15 protein-coding genes and 2 tRNA genes are annotated in these 20,618 nt (G+C 38.9%); 3 read left to right on the plus strand and 14 right to left on the minus strand.

From position 1 onward, the window contains the following. Positions 1-21: 21 nt before the first annotated feature. A complete protein-coding gene (locus E4F24_RS09195; RefSeq protein ID WP_140938398.1) occupies positions 22-1,488 on the plus strand; it encodes a glycoside hydrolase family 130 protein in 1,467 nt (488 codons plus the stop codon). Here E4F24_RS09195 and E4F24_RS09200 read toward each other — a convergent pair. From E4F24_RS09200 to E4F24_RS09210, 3 genes are all read right to left on the minus strand, one after another. Then, positions 1,485-1,928 (minus strand): hypothetical protein, encoded by a 444-nt coding sequence (locus tag E4F24_RS09200; protein ID WP_216629153.1) that lies wholly within the window; start codon positions 1,926-1,928, stop codon positions 1,485-1,487. The two genes, E4F24_RS09195 and E4F24_RS09200, sit on opposite strands and share 4 nt — an antisense overlap. Positions 1,929-1,955: 27 nt before the next feature. After that, the gene (locus E4F24_RS09205) at positions 1,956-2,168 is read right to left on the minus strand and encodes an alpha/beta hydrolase family protein (protein WP_216629154.1); all 213 of its coding nucleotides are present in this window, start codon (positions 2,166-2,168) and stop codon (positions 1,956-1,958) included. Positions 2,169-3,148: 980 nt separating this feature from the next. Beyond that, positions 3,149-3,233: transfer RNA gene (locus E4F24_RS09210), tRNA-Ser, on the minus strand. 168 nt (positions 3,234-3,401) lie between these two features. Here E4F24_RS09210 and E4F24_RS09215 point away from each other — a divergent pair. Then, a tRNA-Arg gene (locus E4F24_RS09215) sits at positions 3,402-3,475 on the plus strand. Positions 3,476-3,552: 77 nt separating this feature from the next. Here E4F24_RS09215 and E4F24_RS09220 read toward each other — a convergent pair. The 11 genes from E4F24_RS09220 to E4F24_RS09270 form a co-directional block, all read right to left on the minus strand. After that, positions 3,553-4,440: a hypothetical protein gene (locus tag E4F24_RS09220; protein ID WP_140938400.1), complete on the minus strand. Its 888-nt coding sequence runs from the start codon at positions 4,438-4,440 to the stop codon at positions 3,553-3,555. 21 nt (positions 4,441-4,461) lie between these two features. Next, complete coding sequence (locus E4F24_RS09225) at positions 4,462-5,619, minus strand: TlpA disulfide reductase family protein (RefSeq protein ID WP_140938401.1); 1,158 nt, start codon at positions 5,617-5,619, stop codon at positions 4,462-4,464. A gap of 51 nt (positions 5,620-5,670) precedes the next feature. Continuing rightward, complete coding sequence (locus E4F24_RS09230) at positions 5,671-6,828, minus strand: TlpA disulfide reductase family protein (RefSeq protein WP_140938402.1); 1,158 nt, start codon at positions 6,826-6,828, stop codon at positions 5,671-5,673. Between the two features lie 24 nt (positions 6,829-6,852). Continuing rightward, positions 6,853-8,004, minus strand: coding sequence for a TlpA disulfide reductase family protein (locus tag E4F24_RS09235; protein WP_181182419.1), 1,152 nt, complete (start codon positions 8,002-8,004; stop codon positions 6,853-6,855). A 6-nt stretch (positions 8,005-8,010) separates the two neighbouring features. Beyond that, positions 8,011-8,919, minus strand: a complete 909-nt coding sequence (locus E4F24_RS09240) for a TraB/GumN family protein (RefSeq protein ID WP_140938404.1) — start codon at positions 8,917-8,919, stop codon at positions 8,011-8,013. Between the two features lie 2 nt (positions 8,920-8,921). Next, positions 8,922-10,979, minus strand: coding sequence for a carboxy terminal-processing peptidase (locus E4F24_RS09245; RefSeq protein ID WP_181182420.1), 2,058 nt, complete (start codon positions 10,977-10,979; stop codon positions 8,922-8,924). Positions 10,980-11,051: 72 nt separating this feature from the next. Next, on the minus strand, positions 11,052-12,335 hold the full coding sequence (locus E4F24_RS09250; protein ID WP_181182421.1) for a TlpA family protein disulfide reductase: 1,284 nt from the start codon (positions 12,333-12,335) through the stop codon (positions 11,052-11,054). 36 nt (positions 12,336-12,371) lie between these two features. Next, complete coding sequence (locus tag E4F24_RS09255; protein WP_140938407.1) at positions 12,372-14,144, minus strand: RagB/SusD family nutrient uptake outer membrane protein; 1,773 nt, start codon at positions 14,142-14,144, stop codon at positions 12,372-12,374. 28 nt (positions 14,145-14,172) lie between these two features. Next, positions 14,173-17,730 (minus strand): SusC/RagA family TonB-linked outer membrane protein, encoded by a 3,558-nt coding sequence (locus tag E4F24_RS09260; RefSeq protein WP_140938408.1) that lies wholly within the window; start codon positions 17,728-17,730, stop codon positions 14,173-14,175. Between the two features lie 204 nt (positions 17,731-17,934). After that, complete coding sequence (locus E4F24_RS09265; protein WP_140938409.1) at positions 17,935-19,092, minus strand: FecR family protein; 1,158 nt, start codon at positions 19,090-19,092, stop codon at positions 17,935-17,937. Positions 19,093-19,153: 61 nt separating this feature from the next. Then, complete coding sequence (locus E4F24_RS09270; protein ID WP_235891189.1) at positions 19,154-19,726, minus strand: RNA polymerase sigma-70 factor; 573 nt, start codon at positions 19,724-19,726, stop codon at positions 19,154-19,156. 255 nt (positions 19,727-19,981) lie between these two features. Here E4F24_RS09270 and E4F24_RS09275 point away from each other — a divergent pair, with 255 nt between their 5' ends. Then, positions 19,982-20,572 carry a hypothetical protein gene (locus tag E4F24_RS09275; protein ID WP_140938411.1) on the plus strand — a complete coding sequence of 197 codons (591 nt, stop codon included), beginning with the start codon at positions 19,982-19,984 and terminating at the stop codon, positions 20,570-20,572. The last annotated feature ends 46 nt before the right edge of the window (positions 20,573-20,618 follow it).

The following is a 20,618-nucleotide window of genomic DNA, read 5'->3' on the forward strand; positions in this document are numbered from 1 at the left end:
TATATAATAAAAGAAAAACCTATGGGCCTCAATATTGTAAGAAAAAATATCTTCTTCAAACCCGACCCTCGACGTGTCTTGGCTCGATATTTTAATTTAAGTGTGGAACGTTCGATAAAAGTAGTTAATCGTGTGTTAAGCATGAGTAAGCAACAACAGACCGACACATTAAATCAGGTCTTCCGTAATTTTTCGAAACGCCACCGCAGTGTTGTTTCTATCTTGGAAAAGAATTACAAACGCACACAATCTATTCTTCATGGAATGAAAATCCAGGACACCGACATATCATATAGACAAAAATTACTTATCGGTTCTTATTTTACGATGGAATATTCCATTGAAGCGGCCGCTTTTTTTAATCCTTCGGTAGTAGAAGATATCGATCAAACACAATTACGTGAAGGTGAAAAAAGAATAATTCTAAGTTTTAGAGCCACAGGAGAAGGCCATGTTTCATCTATTGTATTCCGGTCGGCTATTATTGACAAAGATTTAAATATACAGTTGGATATGTCGGGCGATTTATTGGAAAAACCTAAAGTAATAAAAAGCCATCGCTATCAAAAAGAAGATTTTGTTAACAAGCTTCTTCAGATGCACTATCCCGAAGCGTTTGTGTTAGAAATTATAAAAAACAAACTAACAGAATCTTTTACGTATGAAGAGTTGCGTCGATATGTCACGGAAATACAAACTGAAAATGTTCTAAGTGTGGACAGCGAAACATTAATGAATCAGATTATGTGGCTAGCCTCTTCGCATTATGAGATGACCTACTCCTTAGATACATCCATTTCAGAACGTGTCATTTTCCCGATTAGTGATACGGAGAAAAGAGGTATCGAAGATGCACGTTTCGTACGCTTTATCGATGAAAAAGGTCGAATCACCTATTATGCGACATACACTGCTTATGACGGTTTTACCATCTTACCAAAATTATTGTCTACAAAAGATTTTATACACTTTAAAGTACTCCCCATTAATGGCAAGATAGCAAATAAGGGTGCCGCACTCTTTCCTCGTAAAATTAATGGGAAATACGCTATGCTTTGTCGGGTAGATGGAGAGAATAATTACATCGCTTTCTCCGACAACATTAATAATTGGCGACAGGATATTACCCTTCTTACTGGTCCGGAATACCCCTGGGAGTTTATACAACTAGGCAACTGTGGATCACCAATAGAAACGGATAAGGGCTGGCTCTTACTTACCCACAGTGTAGGACCAATGCGGGAATACACAATAAGCGCGACCTTACTTGATCTCCAAGACCCCACAAAAATCATTGGTAAACTCAAGGAACCTTTACTATATCCTAATACGGAGGAACGCGAAGGTTACGTACCGAACGTCGTATATTCATGTGGACAGATTGTACATAATGGTCATTTAATCATCCCCTATGCTATGTCTGATTACGCATCCACGTACGCAACTATTGAATTAGATGAGCTTCTAACCGCATTGATTGAATCTTAGGTCAATGCCCTAAGTACCCGCTTTACATTTAAGTATGAAATCCAGAAACAGATCGTACTTTCGGCTCCCTGATTTCGGTTTACCCCATGGCTTTCCAATCCGTCGCAGCAACCTTTCGTTTCCGTATCATACAAACTGAGATGAAGCTCATTTTTACCTAGAAACCATTGAAACGAACTTACCATCCTTGTTAGGTATTTTTCATCTCGTGTCATTTCGTAAACTTGATGATAAAGTAATACGACTGTAGATACCTCAATGGGTTGCTGTCCAAATTTGCTTCTTTCAGCACCCTCCACATACCATTTGGTATTTCCGATGATCGATAAATATTCCTTTTCGAAAATCAATTGATCCAGAAACGCAAAGCTCTCCATTCCCACGTCTATTAAAGCATTATCCTTCAAAATTTCCCCTGCCCTTAAAATACTTAGTGGCAAAAGTGCATTATCATAAGAAATTATCTTTTAAGGTTTCCAATACTCCGGAAACGACTCAAAGAATGTATAGATATTGGATACCCCGACGTAGTCTACCCCAGCTTTGTACAAATCCGGTGTTTTAATCAATCCCATCAATGTAGCATAACCGCCGTGACTTGCACCGTAAATAGCAACATTATCTTTATCTGCCCAACCTTGTTCAATAGCATACTTTACTCCGTCTTCTACATCATCCATTGCTTTACGGCCGATCTATAAATCTTCTTAAATGCAGCACTTACCGGTTCAATAACTAATTTCTCCCCCTCGTATCCTAAATAATCAATTTCCCAATTACGCATACTGCAACTAAAATAGATTTCTTCATCCGCATTAAATTTTTTAAACTACTTTTTAAACTATTAGTGTCATAAACATCAACTTTGTTACAAACAAATTTAATCTTATAATAGTTCCTTTTTCATATTTTGGCTTTGGCACCAATAAAAAACAGCTAACTATGCTTCTGAAAATACCGGATGGGGTAAAATTGTGCCAAAATTGAGCATACCCCCAAAAACTTTTTGGCACAATTTTACCCCATAAAAAGACAGGTGAAAATTATTTTTTAACGCTAAAAACACACTCTAAACGCTTTAAACGTCATTTTTATTCTTCAACGGAGTCTAGCACAACAAAACAAAAAACGGACTCTTTTTTACAAAAAGCAGTCAACAACGCAAAAAAAGACGCTGAATATTTTCCAATGTTGTTCAAGGTCACAAAAAAGGACGGCTAGTATTTTGCGATGTAGTCCAAGTCCAGAAGAAAAGACAACGAATATTTTCCAATGTTGTTCAAGGTCACAAAAAAGGACGGCTAGTATTTTGCGATGTAGTCCAAGTCTAGAAGAAAAGACAACGAATATTTTCCAATGTTGTGCAAGTCCGCAAAAAAGGACGGCTAGTATTTTGCGATGTAGTCCAAGTTTAGAAGAAAAGACGCCGAATATTTTGGGATGTTGTGCGAGTCCGCAAAAAAGGACGGCTAGTATTTTGAAATGTAGTCCAAGTCTAGAAGAAAAGAGAGGATGTTTTTAGCAGTATTAACCAAAATATTGCAAATATCAGCAGGTTACTAAAAAACTACGCCAGTTTTATATAAAAAAACAAAAATGAAAAAACTGAAAGTGCCTTTAAACGAAAGAAAGCGACTTTTTCAAGTCGCTTTACTCAAAGCGGAGAGTGAGGGATTCGAACCCCCGAACCTGTGACAGTTAACGGTTTTCAAGACCGCCGCATTCGACCACTCTGCCAACTCTCCGCGACAAAAGTAGAAATTCTACCGTTATTTGCAAAATTTATTTTGAAAAATATCACTCTCAAATGCACACTAAGATCAATTCTGTTGATTGTTAGGTTTTTGCGAAAAAATGATTTTTTTATTTTGCAAATAACCTGCAAATAGCTACTTTTGCTTCACCGAAAGGAGGCGCCCATAGCTCAGCTGGATAGAGCAACGGTTTTCTAAACCGTCGGTCACAGGTTCGAATCCTGTTGGGCGTACAAAAAAGCTGTTCTACAATATGTAGAACAGCTTTTTTGTTTTTATCCCCTTAACAACTTTTGTACTTGATCCTTTATTACACCTTTTTCATTCTAAACAAATTCGAGTTCGTGATCACCCATTGGTCTTCTTGGCCTTCGGATGATTTAATATCCTCAATACCATTCTCCTCAGTTTTACTTTCTTTTAAAAGCCCCGTTGCTTGATCTATCAATGTTGTTCCTTTAGTGGTAAAATGAGCAGAAAAACTAAGGTCAGTACCATCCAGTACCCCATTGGCCAACCGCTTTGAATCTACATCGATAAAAACTATACCCCCTTCAATGCGGTTAATGGTATAAACAGCATCCACTTTCTGGTCAATCCCTTTGGTATTCACAGAAGTAGACGAATCCCATTTTAAACCCTTTACCAATTGTGCATCCGGGATACCCGCCCCAAATATTTTTTTAATCAGCCTGTGCAAATCATCATCGGTTTTGGGAAATAAATCAAAATTTGGTTCCGGGCCACTAGGCGGTGCTAGCTCCTCTTGTATCGGCCGTTCTTTGATCGCCGTAACTTTACGGGTGTTGCCGTCAATGGTAAATACAAAGCTCTTGCCCAAAACTTTTTTTACATTTACGCCTATCCCACCATCCATGTCTTCTTTCTCTTCCGAATCAAATAAAACTTCGCCTTCTTCCATGTTTGATTGTGCATGAAACTTTATATTACTAAATGTAAGTTTAATATCGTAGCTCCCCTTGTCTTCACGCAATACTTCATACGTACTGCCAGCCGTATTTTCACTGACAATCACAATGCTGTCACCCTCCATTTCGAATTTCCGAATATTGCTGTTCTTATGTTCGCAATACCACTTACTACCAACCTGTAGTTTTAATTGTACTCCCTTTTGCGCCATGCCCGAAAAAGCAATGGACACAAAAAATAGGGTCATGATTATTTTGTTATATTTCATTTTGTTTGATTTTAATATTTGTTATAAACCTAATAATTCTTTCAATTTTTTATCCAGCATTTCGCCACGTAGGTCTTTCCCTACAATAATTCCCTTTTCGTCAATTAAAAAGTTACGGGGAATTGTAGTTACATTATACATTTCACATACCGTCCCCTCTTTATCCCACACATTTGTCCAGGTCATTTTATCGTCTTCAATTGCTTTTAACCAGTTTTCCCTACCCGACTCTCTGGGCGAAGCAATACTTAAAACAGTAAAATTTTTAGCGCCATATTTCGCTAGTGCCGCCCGTATATATGGATTTTCGGCACGGCAAGGCGTACACCAGCTTGCCCAAAAATCAATCAGTACATATTTACCTTTAAACGAAGCGAGCTCAACTAATTTTCCGGCTGTATCTGCTAAGCTAAACAGCGGTGCCGGTTTTCCAATTTCGGTGGTTGCGGTAAACTTGATATAGTGTTCCAAATCCTTTGCAGCAGGTAAAGCTTTGATGCTGGGTGTTAGCGCATTAAATGCCTCCATAATTTCTTTGCCGCTAATGGTAATCCCATCGGTGCAGCATACCCTAAGGGCCCAAATAGACAAAGGGGAAGATGGATGCGCTTTAGCATAAGGATAATATACGTCCTTCATGATTGCAACAGTATTTTGGTTTCCCTCGTTCATAATCCTGCTCATACTCTCTTCATCACCTTTATCTTTATACTTATACCATTCTTCTCGTTGCGCTCCGATAGTTTTCCTATGTTTATCTTCAGCATTTCTGATATACTCAAAATCTTTTTGCCAGGTAGCCCCGGTTACGGCAATATTTGAAAAGGTATTGGTTGAATTGATAGCAATGGTGCCTGCATTGATAAATAGTTTGGCTATATTTTCCGGGGAAATAAAAGGGTTTCCCTTAGGCTCTTCCCCTTTAGGGTATTGATGGATTACTTTTAAAGTAACATCGTGAGGCTGCAATATTTTTGCAACAAAAACATATTCGCCATTTTCAACATTTGCGGTATCGACAACAGATTTCCCTTGCACGTTTACATAATAGAAAATAATTCTTTTTGCCGAAGGAATGTTCGTCAGTTTTCCGCTCAATTGTACTAAAGCCGGATACTGGGCTTTTACTTTCAACTGCAAAGAAAATAAAATGATAATTAATATAATTCTGGCTGTCATCAAAATATAATTAGTGATGGGAGATTACTTTGTTACAGTATTTAATAATTGTTATAAACCCATTAATTCTTTCAACTTTTTATCCAGTATTTCGCCACGTAGGTCTTTCCCTACAATAATTCCCTTTTCGTCAATTAAAAAATTACGGGGAATTCCAGTTACATTATACATTTCACATACCGTCCCCTCTTTATCCCACACATTTGTCCAGGTCATTTTATCGTCTTCAATTGCTTTTAACCAGTTTTCCCTACCCGACTCTCTGGGCGAAGTAATACTTAAAACAGTAAAATTTTTAGCGCCATATTTCGCTAGTGCCGCCCGTATATATGGATTTTCGGCACGGCAAGGTGTACACCAGCTTGCCCAAAAATCAATCAGTACATATTTACCTTTAAACGAAGCGAGCTCAACTAATTTTCCGGCTGTATCTGCTAAGCTAAACAGCGGTGCCGGTTTTCCAATTTCGGTGGTCGCGGTAAACTTGATATAGTGTTCCAAATCCTTTGCAGCAGGTAAAGCTTTGATGCTGGGTGTTAGCGCATTAAATGCCTCCATAATTTCTTTGCCGCTAATGGTGGTCCTATCGTTGCAGCATACCCTAAGGGCCCAAATAGACAAAGGGGAAGATGGATGCGCTTTAGCATAAGGATAATATACGTTCTTCAAGCTTGCTACAACATTTTGGTTTCCCTCTTTGATGATTCTGTCCATGCCTTCTGCATCACCTTTATCTTTATACTTATACCATTCTTCCTGTTGTGCTCCGGCAGTTTTCCTAAGTTTATCTTCGGCATTTCTGATATACTCAAAATCTTTTTGCCAGGTAGCCCCGGTTACGGCAATATTTGAAAAGGTATTGGTTGAATTGATAGCAATGGTGCCTGCATTGATAAATAGTTTGGCTATATTTTCAGGGGAAATAAAAGGGTTTCCCTTAGGCTCTTCCCCTTTAGGGTATTGATGGATTACTTTTAAAGTAACATCGTGAGGCTGCAATATTTTTGCAACAAAAACATATTCGCCATTTTCAACGTTTGCGGTATCGACAACAGATTTCCCTTGCACGTTTACATAATAGAAAATAATTCTTTTTGCCGAAGGAATGTTCGTCAGTTTTCCGCTCAATTGTACTAAAGCCGGATACTGGGCCTTTACTTTCAACTGCAAAGAAAATAAAATGATAATTAATATAATTCTGGCTTTCATCAAAATATAATTAGTGATTAGAGATTACTCTCCGAATATTTCTTTTAATTTTTCTTCTAATTTTTCGCCCATTAAATCGTTGGCAATAATTTTACCTTCGGGATCGATTAAAAAGTTTCTAGGAATACTTGTTACATTATAAAGCTTAGATACGTTCCCTTTTTCTTGAATAAGCTGCGTCCAAAACAATTGATGGCTACGAATGGCGTTCAACCATTTTTCCGGATTATCTGGATTATCAGAAGAGATGCCCACCACGGTAAAATTATTATTTTTATACCGATGATAAGCCTTTGCTATACCAGGCATTTCTGCCATACAAGGCCCACACCAACTTGCCCAAAAATCAAGAAAGACATATTTACCTTTAAAAGAAGAGAGACTCACTTTTTTACCTGCCGTATCTAACAAGGTAAAATCCGCAGCCATAGCACCTGACCTGGCTTGTGCTATTTTTTTAAGATAAGCCTCATATTTTTGGCCGGAAGGCATTTGCCGTACCTCTGGCGAAAGTGATTGAAATAACCTTTCTACTTCCTGATAATTTTTAACATCATCGCCTGCATATACTTTTAGCGCATATAAGGCCAATGGCGATTGTGGTTTTGCTTTGAGGTAAGGTAGCATTACTTGCATATTCCTTTGTTCAAAAGCTCCCATGTAGTCCTTATCTATTCGGCGCATATTTACAGAATCTCCTTTTGCTTGATAGTCTCTGAAACTCCCTAGCACCCGCCTCGCCGAATCCTCCCAAAATTTTTGCCCCCTCATTAACTCGGTATAATCTTGCTGCCACTTGCTACCCTCTACCGTAATTTTTTTAAATTCATTCTGTGAGTTTACCGTAATTACTGCAGGATCAACATATACATACGCAAAATCTTTCCCTGTCCTATCCGGGCGCCGCTTCGATTCTTTATCTGCAAAATATTCTACTTTTAAAACAACAACCTGAGGTTCATAGATCCTGCCCGCAAAGGCATACTGCCCGTCGGTTACCAGCACCGTATCGTTGATTTGACCTTTTGGTGTTGCATATTCCAGAATTACTTTTTCTACGTTGGGAATATTACTGAATGTGCCTACGATTTGAAACAAACCTGATTGCTGGGCATACATTGGCACTGCAAAAAAAGCAGTGATGATGACCACCATGATTAAACCTTTATTCTTCATAACCATTTAATTTTCCACACCTTCAACGGTATATCCGTTTTTTCTAAATAAATTAATCAACCCTTCGGGACCAAATAAGTGTGCAAAACCAACCCCAATAAATAGCGATTGTGTTTGCAATTTTTGTTTAAAACGAGCCATCCATAAATTATTACGTTCGTGACCTAAAATTTTAGCATACCTGTCGGAAGTTCCGGCGTTGATTATACTATCTAGTTTAACCACATCTTGTGCTATATATAGTTTTAGGGTTTTTAAATAGCTGTTATTTTCTTCCGTAAGGTTATTAAGCAGCCTTATTTTTGCCATTAATCCCTTTGCCTGCTCCTTATAAGCTATGCTATCCATAAACCCGGTTTGCTCTTTGTAACTGGAAATGCCGCTTATTTTTTTTTCATACTCCTGGCCCAATGCTAAAATAATATCTTCCATACTGCTTATCTCATTGGCGGGACAGGTTAATAAAGCCCTGCTGATCATCGAATTAAAAAGCGCGGGCTTCAACGTGTTGATCACGTCTTTGGGAACTCCAAGCTCCGGGTGTTTTTGATAATAATTGTTCACTGTATCCATTTCCTCTGCGGTGAGTAATTGATCGAGCGTTGTATCATTAAGCATGATGTTATACTTTGCCTGCGCAATAATTATTTGTGCGGTATTGCTATTGTAAATCTCAAAACAAACTTCATCTACACTTTTAACAGCCTGCTTTACCGAATTGCCGATTAAGCCTTCTGCATCTTTTTTGCAAATGAGATGGTTGGTACCAAACAAATAGGATGGTTGTGTTAAACCATTGCCCGAAATTTTATATAATATCGTATTTTTAACCTGTGCATTAACCTGCAAGGGTAATGCGGTTGCAACAGACAATATTACTCCAACTATGACAGCGTATATTTTTATTTTGTACATGGTTATTGCATTAGTTTGATGGCCTTTACGGCAAGGTTTAGCTGTGTATCTTTTGATAAATACTCCTGCCACCTTTGATTTAATTTAGCTTTTTCTTCCTCGTCTTCCTCTTCGCCCGGCATCCTAAATCCCTGTTGAGCATTGGTCGGTATCTCTACTATTAATTTATTTTTTAAAATAGAAATACGTTCAGCTTCGCTGGTAAGATTAGCTGTTTCCTTTTCATAAGCTAAAAACTTTTTCCAGCTTAGGGGTATGGGCTTTGCCTGCTGTTTTTGCAGCCTGATTTTTGCTTTCTGTATCGCTACAAATTGTGGGTCTTTTTTAACCTGCGCATTCAGTATTTCTTTTGCCTTTGGAATGTCGTACCCAAAATTATAATAGGAAAAATTGGCAGCAGTTACGGTATCAGCTTGTAGGGCACAAGGCCTTTGCCGCTCCCTTATCTGAGGCATTTCCCTATAGTCGGGTACTATTACATCGGGTATTACACCCGTTAACTGCACCGAAGCACCTGTAATTCGATAATATTTGGAACCCGTAATATTTAACCGGCCGTATTTATTATTTCTTATCTCCTCATCCGAGGCACCTTCAACCGAAACCGGATAAGACATATAACTTGTCCCTTTGCCCAATGTAGGCAAACCGATGATAATAGCCCGGTTATAATCTTGCAGGCAAGAAGAAAATAATTCTGAAGCAGAGGCACTACGTTCGCTTACTAAAATGGCTAAAGGCCCTTTATAATACATAGTTGGGTCCTGATCATCCATTACCTCGGGCTTTGGTACACCCTTGTAAACGTTCTGTGCAATCGGGCCTTTGGGGATAAAAAGGCCGGCACACCTCACTACTTCATCTTGCCGACCACCTGGGTTCGACCGCAGGTCGATCACGACACCATCTACCCCATTCTTCATCAGGGTTAATAATTCCCCCTGTAGATCAGAGGTTACCTGAACGTCGAATTGAGGGATCACAATATAACCTGTTTTATAATCCTCTTTTTCAATGATAAAGCTCCGTACAGCAACGGCACTGTTTTTTATTTCTTTTCTCTTTAATGTGACCGGAAATTTTTCGCCTTTCGCATCGTTGAAAAACAAAATCACCTCGCTATCTTCTTCCCCTGTGATATGCTTAATAACATCCCATAATTCCCATCCTCCAATATTTTCCACTGCTGCACCCGGCTCTTGGATAGCAACCAATACATCGCCATTTTTTATTTTGCCGGATAGCAATGCCGTGCCGTCCTTAATTAGGGAAGCCACACTGAAATAGCCATTTTTCTCTTCGAGTTGCATGCCTACCCCACATAGTTTTCCCCTTACTCTGGCATTCGCCACAGCCACTTCTTTACTGCTGTTGTAATTGGTATGGGGATCAACCGTGAGGCATACTTGTTTTAAATAAGCACTTAAGAAATCATCTGTTGAAAGGCCCCTTTTTATTTTAGCACAGCTATTTGCATACTTCTCGCTCACTAATGTCCTTGCCTGTTTTTGTAGTTGGACAATATCGGTGTTGGCGTCTTTCTGCAACATCTTCATGGTTTTCAGCACCTCGTACTTCAAATATTTTCCGAGTTTGCTTTTTTGTGCTGCACCATTAGTTGGGTAATTTTGCGACAGGGTTTTTAAATCAATCGTTTCAACATTCGTGAGGTTAAAGGGTTCCTTTAAAATAACCTGGCAGTTGTGTTCAAATTCATCTACCCTTGTTTTATATCGTTTGAGCACCTCTGTATAAAACTGCGGAGTACCCTCATTTAACTCATCATCTAAGCTAAGCGCATATTTCTTTAGGTAATCGATGTCGGTTTGCAAAAAGATCAGGTGCTCTTTATCCAGCGAGTTAAGGTACAGTTGAAACAATTTGCCCGAAAAAGCATCATTGAACAGGGTGTTGCCAATAAACGAATTCTTCTTAAGCGTTTGGCTTACACTCTGAAAAATTTGATTAGCACGATCATTACCTCCCTGTTGTGCATAGAGCCGATCAGGTGTAACAAACAGCCAAACGAGGCTTAACAACAAAAGAAATCGTTGAATCATATTTTTATTTTTACACATTATTTAAAATAAGAATGCCTGATAATTCCTTCCCCATCAGGCATTCTTATTATATTATTTTTTTAGGGCCTCTTCAATTTTTGCTTTCAAATTCGCCTCTATATCCTCCACATAGCCTCCTTCTAAAAAGGTTACCTTTCCTTTTTTATCAATTACGATATTGGTAGGAAAACCTCCCACGTTCCAGGTGTTAGCGATAGAGAGACCATTAGGGATAATGCGGTACTTAAATTCTGTCGTTTTTAAAAACTTCATTAAAGCCTCCTTGTTGTTATTGGCAATACCTATAAATTCTACATCCTGTCCTTTGTAGGTATCTACCAACTTATTGAGTGCAGGCATTTCTATTTTACAGGGTACACATTCGATAAACCAAAAGTTTAGCACCACTACTTTCCCTTTGGTATTGGCTAGATTAAATTCTTTGCCGTTAATATCTGTTGCATTGATTGCAGGAGCCTTTGATCCAACTAACTTTTTCTCCAAACTTTCGTCTCCAAAAGAAAGATCTAGTTTTGCAGAACTAGACATTGCTGAACCAGCGTCATCCATGTTAACTGCTGATCCAGTTACAGTTCCTGCATTTTTTCTTTCTTCCATTGTTGATTTTCTAAACTTAATGGCTTTTATCGTGTTATTTTCGTCAACAAAAGTTTCTCCTCTTACCCATTCTTTAGTATTATATAAATATTCGTTCAATTCTTTACTCAATCCATTGTTTTTAGCAGCTTCAGCATCGTCTTTAGGCTGCCATGAAACAAATTTCCCTTCGGGATCGAAAAAAGCTACTCGTGTAGGGTTTAAGAATGAACTTCCCATTTTTTGTAGGTCACCCGGCTTTTTCACTATTTTCCTCAAGCCTTTTGTAAATTCTTCATACTTGGTATTAGGGTCAAATTCAATAGGTTTCATAAACTCCGGATTATGTTGATCCGCCTGATCGCCTAGATTTTGGACTTCCATGGCACCTGCTTGTTTCCGCATGATCTCTAGGGCTTCTTTTTCGTCGGCAGAGGCCTTACGTACCAGCATGGCCACTACGATATTGGGATCTTCTTTTTTTACATAAGGTACCGGAATATAATTTGGATCTTGAACTTTTTGAATGAACTGCTCGCCGGTTAAGGTGGTACCGTCTTCAAAATAAACGTTTACGCCCAAAGTAGGGTTAAAACTTTGGCCTTGCTGTTGTGTAATTTTAAACGGATCAAGCGGCACCAACTCTTTTAAGGCTGGTATATTGATAACCCGTATTGCAGTTTCCTGGGCATAGGTAGAAACCGTACTACCAGCCCATAATAAAATGACCATTGTCATTATAAATCTGATCTTTTTCATGTTCATGTTTATGTATTTAAATATTGTTTTTAAAAATTATCTGTATTCTACATTTTGTATAATATTTCGATTTTGTTGGAGTTCCACAGCAGGAATGGGAAATACATTATACTTAGGTGTATAAGAACGCGGCGCAACTACTGCGTTAGAACCAACCTGTAAGCTAAGCTCCCCATTTTCTCTGTTCACAGTACCTTCTGGACAAGCCATTACCGGTGCATTCATTACGGTAGAGCCTATACCCCATCGAACAATATCGAACCAGCGCAAACCCTCTCCCGCCAATTCCACACGGCGTTCGCGACGTACCAATTCGCGCATAGCGGCCTGACTTCCACTGGTCACATTTGGCAAACCTGCTCTGCTTCGTAGCTGATTGATGGCATCGTACACGCTTGCATCAATCGTTCCTCCTTCTATTTGAGCCTCTGCATAGGTAAGTAATACTTCGGCATAGCGGATCACCATTACATTGCCCCCGGTTTTATCTAAACTCTGCATGCCATAAGCACTATTATAATAATCGTTTAAAACACTCAGGTATTTTTTAGGATTATAGCCTGTGGGCGAGTTTTGAAAATTCGCTTTATCATTACTTGGAAAAAGTGTGTACCCGGTAGTAGCAGGTGGTGGTCCCATTGGTGGGGGATCAAGTATTGGCGGTCCCATTGGAGGTCCCATTGGTGGGCCCATTGGCGGTCCCATTGGTGGGCCGAGTGGAGGTGGACCAAAAGCAGGCGTTATCGGATCAAAATAAATACCATTGTACTGTAATCCAGGTCTGATAATACTTGCATCCAATCGTTTATCTCGGTTCTCATAAGGCTGTGCAGGGTCGTAATCGCTATCGTTGTTAATCGTTAAACCATTTACGGTTTCGTAGGCATCTACCAAACTTTGTGGTACACACACCCAACTTAATCCAACAGGAAAAATAGCCATTGTTTGTAAAATGTTTTTATCATTTTGGTTCAGTTTATATTGGATATCCAATATATTTTCCCTGTTCAGCTGTTGGTTTACATTTCCCGGGCGGAATAGTTCTTCGTACGCATTCGCATCAGGATCGAATGAAGTAAATAAACTGTAATTGAATGGCGCAGCCATTAATTGTTTACAGGTGGCGATACAATCGGTATATTTCTTATTGAACAATTCTACCCTTGCTTTTAAAGCCAGTGCCGCCCCCCTCGTTACACGACCAATATCGGCACCATTGGTATAGGCTACAGGCAAATCGGGTGCAATAGCCGCGAGTTCGCTTAAAATAAAATCGGTAATTTCGGCTTTAGGGGCTTGTTTATTAACCCTTGCCTGCGCCACCGTTTGCGTAGCCGTTATCAAGGGCACATCACGATAAAACTGACTTAAAATAAAGTAACGGTAGGCACGGATAAAACGGGCTTCGCCTTTTAATCCAGCTTTTAAACTGTTATCTACGATATCACTATTTACCTTATCCACATTTTCTAAAAACCAATTGCAGGTATAAATCGTATTGTATTCATAAAAAACAGGAGTAAAATTTACTGAAGCCGAAGTGTTGCCCGAAGCAAATACTTCATACATTCCACCGAAACCGGTGTAATACCCATTGTCTGTAAAACAGTCGTTCAACAAGATATTATTTGCATTTTCCCAATTGTAATAGCAACCGGTGATGGCCGCCATTACATCTTTTTTAGTGGTCCAAAAGGTTTTATCGGAATAAACATCCTGTGGTGCATTATCCAATATATTTTTCTTGCAACCAATTATTAATACCATGATCGCCATAGCGACGCTGAGGCTATATCGTAATTTGTTCATTGTTTAAGTTTTTAAGTCCTCAATCTTTTTAAAACTGTATGTTTAAACCAACAGAATGTATAGTTGGTGTCGTGAAAGTCATGACCGATGCGTACGGTACCGATGTTTCAGGGTCAAGACCTTTCCAGAAATTACTGAAGGTGAACAAGTTTGCGCCACTGTAGTAAATCTGAAGGTGCTTAGCTCCAATTTTTTGACATGTGGATGTTGGTAAGTTATAGCTAAAGCTCAGTGACTTTACCCGCAGATAAGAAACACTTTTGAGCCAAAAGGAAGAAAATACTTGATTTGGATTGTTTTGCCAGTATGAATAAAATGCCCTTGGCATCTCATTGGTTTTATTTTCCGGTGTCCATCTATCCCAATAATAAGTCGAAGCCTTGTTCCCACCGTTTCCAATTGTACCCAAAGCACCACCAATATAGGCTTTGTTGCCTGCCGATCCTTCCAGGAAAAGCGACATATTGAATTGTTTCCAGGAACCCTGCATATTAACACCATACTTAATTGGAGCAGTGGCAACGCCCAATTTTATCCTGTCTTTATAATCAATAATCCCATCGTTGTTCTGATCTACATACTTAATATCGCCCGGTCCGTAATTTGCCGGGTTTATACCCAGTATTTTAGGTGCTGCATCTACTTCTTCCTGAGTTTGCATAATTCCTGCCGATTGTAAACCGTACATGCTACCATATTCATCGCCCACTACTACTTCCTGCCCAACACTTAATAAGGTAGTTCGCTCTAGCGGTGCATATTTTGTAATCTTATTTTTGTTGTACGCAAAATGACCTCTTAGCGACCATAAAAAATCACCTTTGCCCCCTCTTAAGCTCAATTGCGCTTCAACACCTTTATTAAGCATGGCTCCCACGTTTTCGTAGGGCACGGAGCCAAGTCCATAACTAAGGGGGGCACCCAAACCCATTAAAATACCCTGTGTTTCTTTATGATACCAATCGAAAGAAAAGTTCATTTTACTTTTCAAAAAGTTCATATCAAGGCCAATGTCCGACGTTTTCGTTACTTCCCATTGAAGATCCGGGTCGTAGCCCTGAGTAGGGAATACTGCCCCTACATTTTGCTGGTTAAATGAATAGTTATACTGGTCTAAAGTTCTTAAAAAAGAGAAATATCCTACAGATGCATTACCCAGGGAGCCCCATGTCCCCCGTAATTTCAGGTAACTGATGGCATCCGCTAATTTTTGGTTTTTAGCCCAAAAAGAATGATTTGAAATCACCCAGGCAGTCCCAACAGCGGGAAATACGCCCCAATAGTGCTGTGGCGAAAATACCGATGTGGCGTCGCTGCGCAAGGTATAATCTGCAAAGAAAATGTCGTTGTAGTTATAGGATGCTTTACCGAATACCGATTTTTGCCCCGTTTCTAAATCACTTCCTAACAACAGCTGACCGTCATTAGGTGCTATGTTAAAATTCAAGATGTTATCATTAAATAAACCTTGCTTGCGCCCATACATGCTCGTTAGGTGTGTATAAATGGCCTGATAACCGGCTAAAGCTGTAATTTTATGATTGCCAAAATATTTATCGTAGCTAGCTGTAGTAGCCATCTGCAAGCCTAAGGACTGACTTTTCGATCCGCTTAATTTGCTCACATAATTTGATAATCCGGGAATCTCAACAAGTGGTGTGCCGGCAGCCCCCCCGGTATAAGCATATAACTCGCTAAGGTAGGTTTGCCGATCGGCACCACCAAAACCAAAGCCTCCCGTTTGCTTAAGCGTTAATCCTTTGATGGGCATCCAAACTATATTTAAATTTCCATTGGTACCCCATGTCGTATTTTTCATGAAAGAAGGGGAGTTTGCCCAAGCAAGCGGATTAATGCCGCCCCAATTATAGCCGGGTGCCCCATTTTCAAATGCAGCCGGCACCATTGGAGAGAATTTGGAAATCAAGCCCCTTAATTCGCCAACACCCGATGACATTGGGCCACTTGGTTCCATTACCGGGTTATACTTCAAATCAAACCCTCCACCTATATTAAATTTATCACTAAAATTAGTTTTAAAATTTAGCCTTGAGGTATAATTTTTACTGGAGACATTTTTCACATTGGCATCTTCCTGTGCATACCCTAATGAGAATATAAACTTCGTTTTGCCATCACCACCCGAGATGCCAAGGTTATGTTTTTGTGTATAGCTAAGGGGTAAATAAAAAAGATCCTCCCAATTGGTATTATAAAAGCCTGGTGCCCCTGCTTTGTATTTAGCAATAGAATCCTGGGAAATGGGTGCAAGTTGGTCGCCAAAAAGGCCGCCACCTACAGCACCACCACCTACACCAATAAGACCACCACTGGTTCCGCCACCGCCAACAACACCACCGCCACCACCGGCCTCATTCTCCAATACTTCGTTAATAAGCACGGCCTGCTGCCAGGAAGGCAAAAATTTAACCTGATTTTCAGACCGTTGCACTCCTCCGAACCCATTATAGGTTAATCTTAGTCCATTGCCCATTCCTTTTTTAGTTGTCACCAATATTACACCATTAGCTGCCTTAACACCGTATATGGCTGCTGAGGCATCTTTTAACACCGTGACAGATTCTATATCGTTGATGTTGATCAAATCCATACTCCCTTCTATACCATCTACGATTACTAAAGGACTGGAATTACCAACACCATAATTATTCATCCCGATATTGGCATATCCTCCTACGCCGATGTTGCCCCCAAGTGACAACCCGGTTGTTTTGCCCCTTATTTCTATATTGTAGTCGCCCTTGCCCGGCTGGTAATTGCTATTCCTAATGGCAAGTCCGGGTACCATTCCCTGAAGTGCTGCATATATATTTGTAACAGGCATATTCTCCAGGTCTTTTGCCGAAACGGTTGACACTGCACCTGTAATTGATTGTTTCGTTTGTTCGGTATAGCCCGTTACCACCAATTCATCCATTGCTTTTATAGCTTTCTTCAATACAATAGCAAGGGTTTCGGATGTTTTTGCCTCATACTCCTGTGGCACATACCCTATATAAGAAAAGATCAAAACACGCGAAGAATTATCAGGGATAGCCATTTTAAAGTTTCCAAGCTTGTCGGTGGTGGTCACCAGGTTCAGTCCTTTTAAAGTTACGGTAGCCCCCTCCATCGCTGTTCCTTCTTCGGTTATCACTTTTCCTGTAATAATTATCGGATCGACCTTTTTACCGGTAGTTTGGGCTTCATTACTTTTCATTGATTTTAATTGTTCCCTGATAACAATTAATTTGTCTTTGATCAAATAATCTAAAGACTGGTTTTCAAGGCATTTTTTTAGCACGCTTTCCAATGGCTCATTGCGTACAACAATACTGATTGTCTTTTTTTGATCTAAAAGCTCTTTATCATAAATGAAATCGTAGCCAGTTTGATTATGTATATCTCTAAAGATTTTTTCAAGTGTGGCGTTCTTTTGACTTAAAGTAACACTTTGTGCGATGCTTGAAGCACTTACCTGCATCAGAGTGGCTATTAATAACATGGTGGTTAAACGCATAATAAGCCCTATTTTACGGATATACCTTTTGGGCATACCTGTTACATTAATAAATATTTTATACATTTGTTTGTCTGGTTAAGCAGAAGCCTGTTGCTTCGAATCTTTGGGCTTGCTGCGGTAAAACAGTTGATTTAATAATTAACGATGCCAAACATCGACCATCTCCCGATCATCTTCGGGATTTGGTTTTTTTATAGCCTTAGCTGTTCTGTCAAATTTTTCATCATCTTTTAGCGTTTTTGGTTAATAGTTTAAACGATTCTTATCTTATTTACTTACGTACACTTTATTTCCTTCAATCCTAAAATGAACTTTACCTGTTTCCTCCAGTAATTTTAAAATTGTTGTAAGATTTCTTTCCCTTGAAGAAAATCCACCTAATTTAAAATGAATAGGTGCATCATCTTCATAAATCATTTCTACGTTGTACCATCTGGCAATTTTTCGCATATTGGTTTTGAAATCATCATTTTTAAAAAGAAATTCATTGTTTTTCCAAGCCATAATTTCTTCAATATCCACCTCTTTCACCGTTATTTTATTACCTATCAATATCGCTTGCTGATTGGGCTGCAGTATCTCCGAATCTGGGCCACTATTTATTTTTACACTACCTTCTAATAGCGTTGTTTTAACCGAAGGTTCATCACCGTAGGCATTCACATTAAAATGAGTACCCAATACCTCTATTTCCTGACTGACAGTTTTTACCACAAAAGGATGCTTGCGGTCTTTGAAAACTTCAAAATAGCCTTCGCCTGAAATAGAAACTTCTCTTTTCTTCATTTTCGCAAAACTGACAGGATATTTCAAGGTGGTAGCCGCATTTAGAAATACGAGTGTACCATCAGGTAAACGAACGCTGATCTGTTCGCCGTTAGCAGTTGAAAGAGTATTGTAGCCTCCCTCTCCATCCTTTTGATCTACTACTTCATATACGATTTGACCATCTTTGGTTTTAGACACCTTTACACCAGATTGATTGGCAATACTTCCTGATAAAGCCTCATGAATTAGAATTTTCTTTCCGTCTGCAAGTGTAAGCGTAGCACCCTCTTTGCCTGGAGCCACATCGTTAACATACGCGGTAGCTTGTATTTTAGCTTTTTGATGGTTCACATAACGTAACCCGACGCTAAAAATAATTGCACAAACTGCAGCTGCAACAGCAATACGCGGCCAAAGTGTTTTTACCTTACTGAGGTCAGAAGTTTTTAAGAGATGAGCTTGAATAGTCTCGTACATTTCTGCCTGATCTGCTTCCATTCTTAACCAGTCAGGTATTTCCTTACTATTCTCTAAATACGTTAAAAAATACTTTTCCACCAATTGCTTTTCCTCAGGAGTACAATTACCTTCATTGTATTTATGTATCAATATTTCTGTTTCTTTTTTGGTCATGATATCGATGGGATTTTGCCCCATTTAAATATATGTCCGCTCAGAGAAAAGAAAATCCCGAATTAATTGAAAAAAGTTTTAAGGTCTATAAATTCAGTAAGAAAAGTAGCAGTTTGAGTTTGTCAATTTTTGGTTTCAAATGTTTATTGGCTTGACTTACCAAGTTTTTCACGGTCTTTTCCGAAACCTCTAATTCTTCTGCTATATCCTGATTAGACTTATGTTTTAACCTACTTAACCTAAAAGCCTGAGCCATCTTGGGCGGAAGATCTTCAATCAGTTTTTCAACCTGCATTATTAAATCCTTTTCACTGATATAAGCATCTGTGCTGTTAGTACCCTCCTCAAATAGATTTAAAAATTGTTCTGCATATACAGTTCTCACTTTCTGATGGCTTACAAGTTTCAAAAACTTATAGCGTACCGCAGTATATAGGTAAGAGGAGACAGACTTGTTAAAATCGATGGTTGTCCTCTTATCCCAAAGATTAATAAATAATTCTTGTGTCAGATCTTTGGCTGCATCAGTATCGCCTAATAGTTTATAGGCATAAACATATAACAGGCTACTGTACCGATGATAAATTTCGGTGAAGGCAAGCTGATCTCCTGACTTTAACAAGTCTGTTAATTCAATATCCGTAAGAGTGCTAATCAAGGCCACAATATTACCCAGTTAATACATTAAAGTTATAGAAAATTTCCGTCAATGACAAATAATTTCTTTCTGAACAGGGCAAAAAAAATGCTAACATATTGATTAATTAATAAGAATCAGTTAGATAAATGTAACCTATATTAAAAATAGAAAGGTCTATATTGAAATAAATCATTAAATTGCTTAATTATAAATGACGTACTTCGTCATTCACCTAAAATTAAGAAGATGTGGGCATTTGCGATTAAACAAAAAATGACGGTAGCAATACTACTATGTACGGTACTTTGCTTGGTAATGCTAACCAATATACGTGAGCGACGAAATGTAGCAAGAATAAGCACGACAGTGACTTCCATATACGAAGACCGACTTGTGGTTGGTCTTTATATACTTAAGTTGTCAAAACATATTGAAGGCATTCTTGCCGTACTTGAAAAGGGAGGAACAAGTACCACACCACTAATAGGTAGTCATCTTTCCGATATACACGAACTGAATACCTTATATGAAAAAACATTACTAACGGAAGCTGAAAAAAATAATTTTGAGCGTTTTAAGCAACTTTGTCAAACCATCTCCATAAACAACAGACCAGAAGAATACGATACCGTAAAAATAGCAGCCTCGCAGGCAGAAGGTGTCTTGCAAACCCTTTCGTCGATACAAATAGAGGAAGGCAAAAATCAGCTGGACAATGTTTTAAGCATGACAAATTTATCAAGCATAATTTCATACATCGAAATGGCCATTTTGATTATTATTGCCGTTATTATACAAGTGCTGGTGCTTTCTTCGAAAACTTTGTTATCGGCCACAAGGCCGCCTAATCAAAATTTAAACTAAGAAGGTGCAGAAAATAACACTGCCAGGCCCGTCCTTTTATGTGAAA

This window comes from Sphingobacterium lumbrici (assembly GCF_006476045.1).
Lineage (GTDB): Bacteria > Bacteroidota > Bacteroidia > Sphingobacteriales > Sphingobacteriaceae > Sphingobacterium > Sphingobacterium lumbrici.

What these genes read in the sequence shown, in the direction of transcription:
- E4F24_RS09260 (WP_140938408.1), bottom strand. Translation starts at nt 17,730, where the DNA reads ATGTATAAAATATTTATTAATGTAACAGGTATGCCCAAAAGGTATATC.
- E4F24_RS09275 (WP_140938411.1), top strand. Translation starts at nt 19,982, where the DNA reads ATGACGGTAGCAATACTACTATGTACGGTACTTTGCTTGGTAATGCTA.
- E4F24_RS09225 (WP_140938401.1), bottom strand. Translation starts at nt 5,619, where the DNA reads ATGACAGCCAGAATTATATTAATTATCATTTTATTTTCTTTGCAGTTG.
- E4F24_RS09265 (WP_140938409.1), bottom strand. Translation starts at nt 19,092, where the DNA reads ATGGGGCAAAATCCCATCGATATCATGACCAAAAAAGAAACAGAAATA.
- E4F24_RS09240 (WP_140938404.1), bottom strand. Translation starts at nt 8,919, where the DNA reads ATGTACAAAATAAAAATATACGCTGTCATAGTTGGAGTAATATTGTCT.
- E4F24_RS09205 (WP_216629154.1), bottom strand. Translation starts at nt 2,168, where the DNA reads ATGGATGATGTAGAAGACGGAGTAAAGTATGCTATTGAACAAGGTTGG.
- E4F24_RS09195 (WP_140938398.1), top strand. Translation starts at nt 22, where the DNA reads ATGGGCCTCAATATTGTAAGAAAAAATATCTTCTTCAAACCCGACCCT.
- E4F24_RS09255 (WP_140938407.1), bottom strand. Translation starts at nt 14,144, where the DNA reads ATGAACAAATTACGATATAGCCTCAGCGTCGCTATGGCGATCATGGTA.
- E4F24_RS09250 (WP_181182421.1), bottom strand. Translation starts at nt 12,335, where the DNA reads ATGAAAAAGATCAGATTTATAATGACAATGGTCATTTTATTATGGGCT.
- E4F24_RS09230 (WP_140938402.1), bottom strand. Translation starts at nt 6,828, where the DNA reads ATGAAAGCCAGAATTATATTAATTATCATTTTATTTTCTTTGCAGTTG.
- E4F24_RS09235 (WP_181182419.1), bottom strand. Translation starts at nt 8,004, where the DNA reads ATGAAGAATAAAGGTTTAATCATGGTGGTCATCATCACTGCTTTTTTT.
- E4F24_RS09220 (WP_140938400.1), bottom strand. Translation starts at nt 4,440, where the DNA reads ATGAAATATAACAAAATAATCATGACCCTATTTTTTGTGTCCATTGCT.
- E4F24_RS09245 (WP_181182420.1), bottom strand. Translation starts at nt 10,979, where the DNA reads ATGATTCAACGATTTCTTTTGTTGTTAAGCCTCGTTTGGCTGTTTGTT.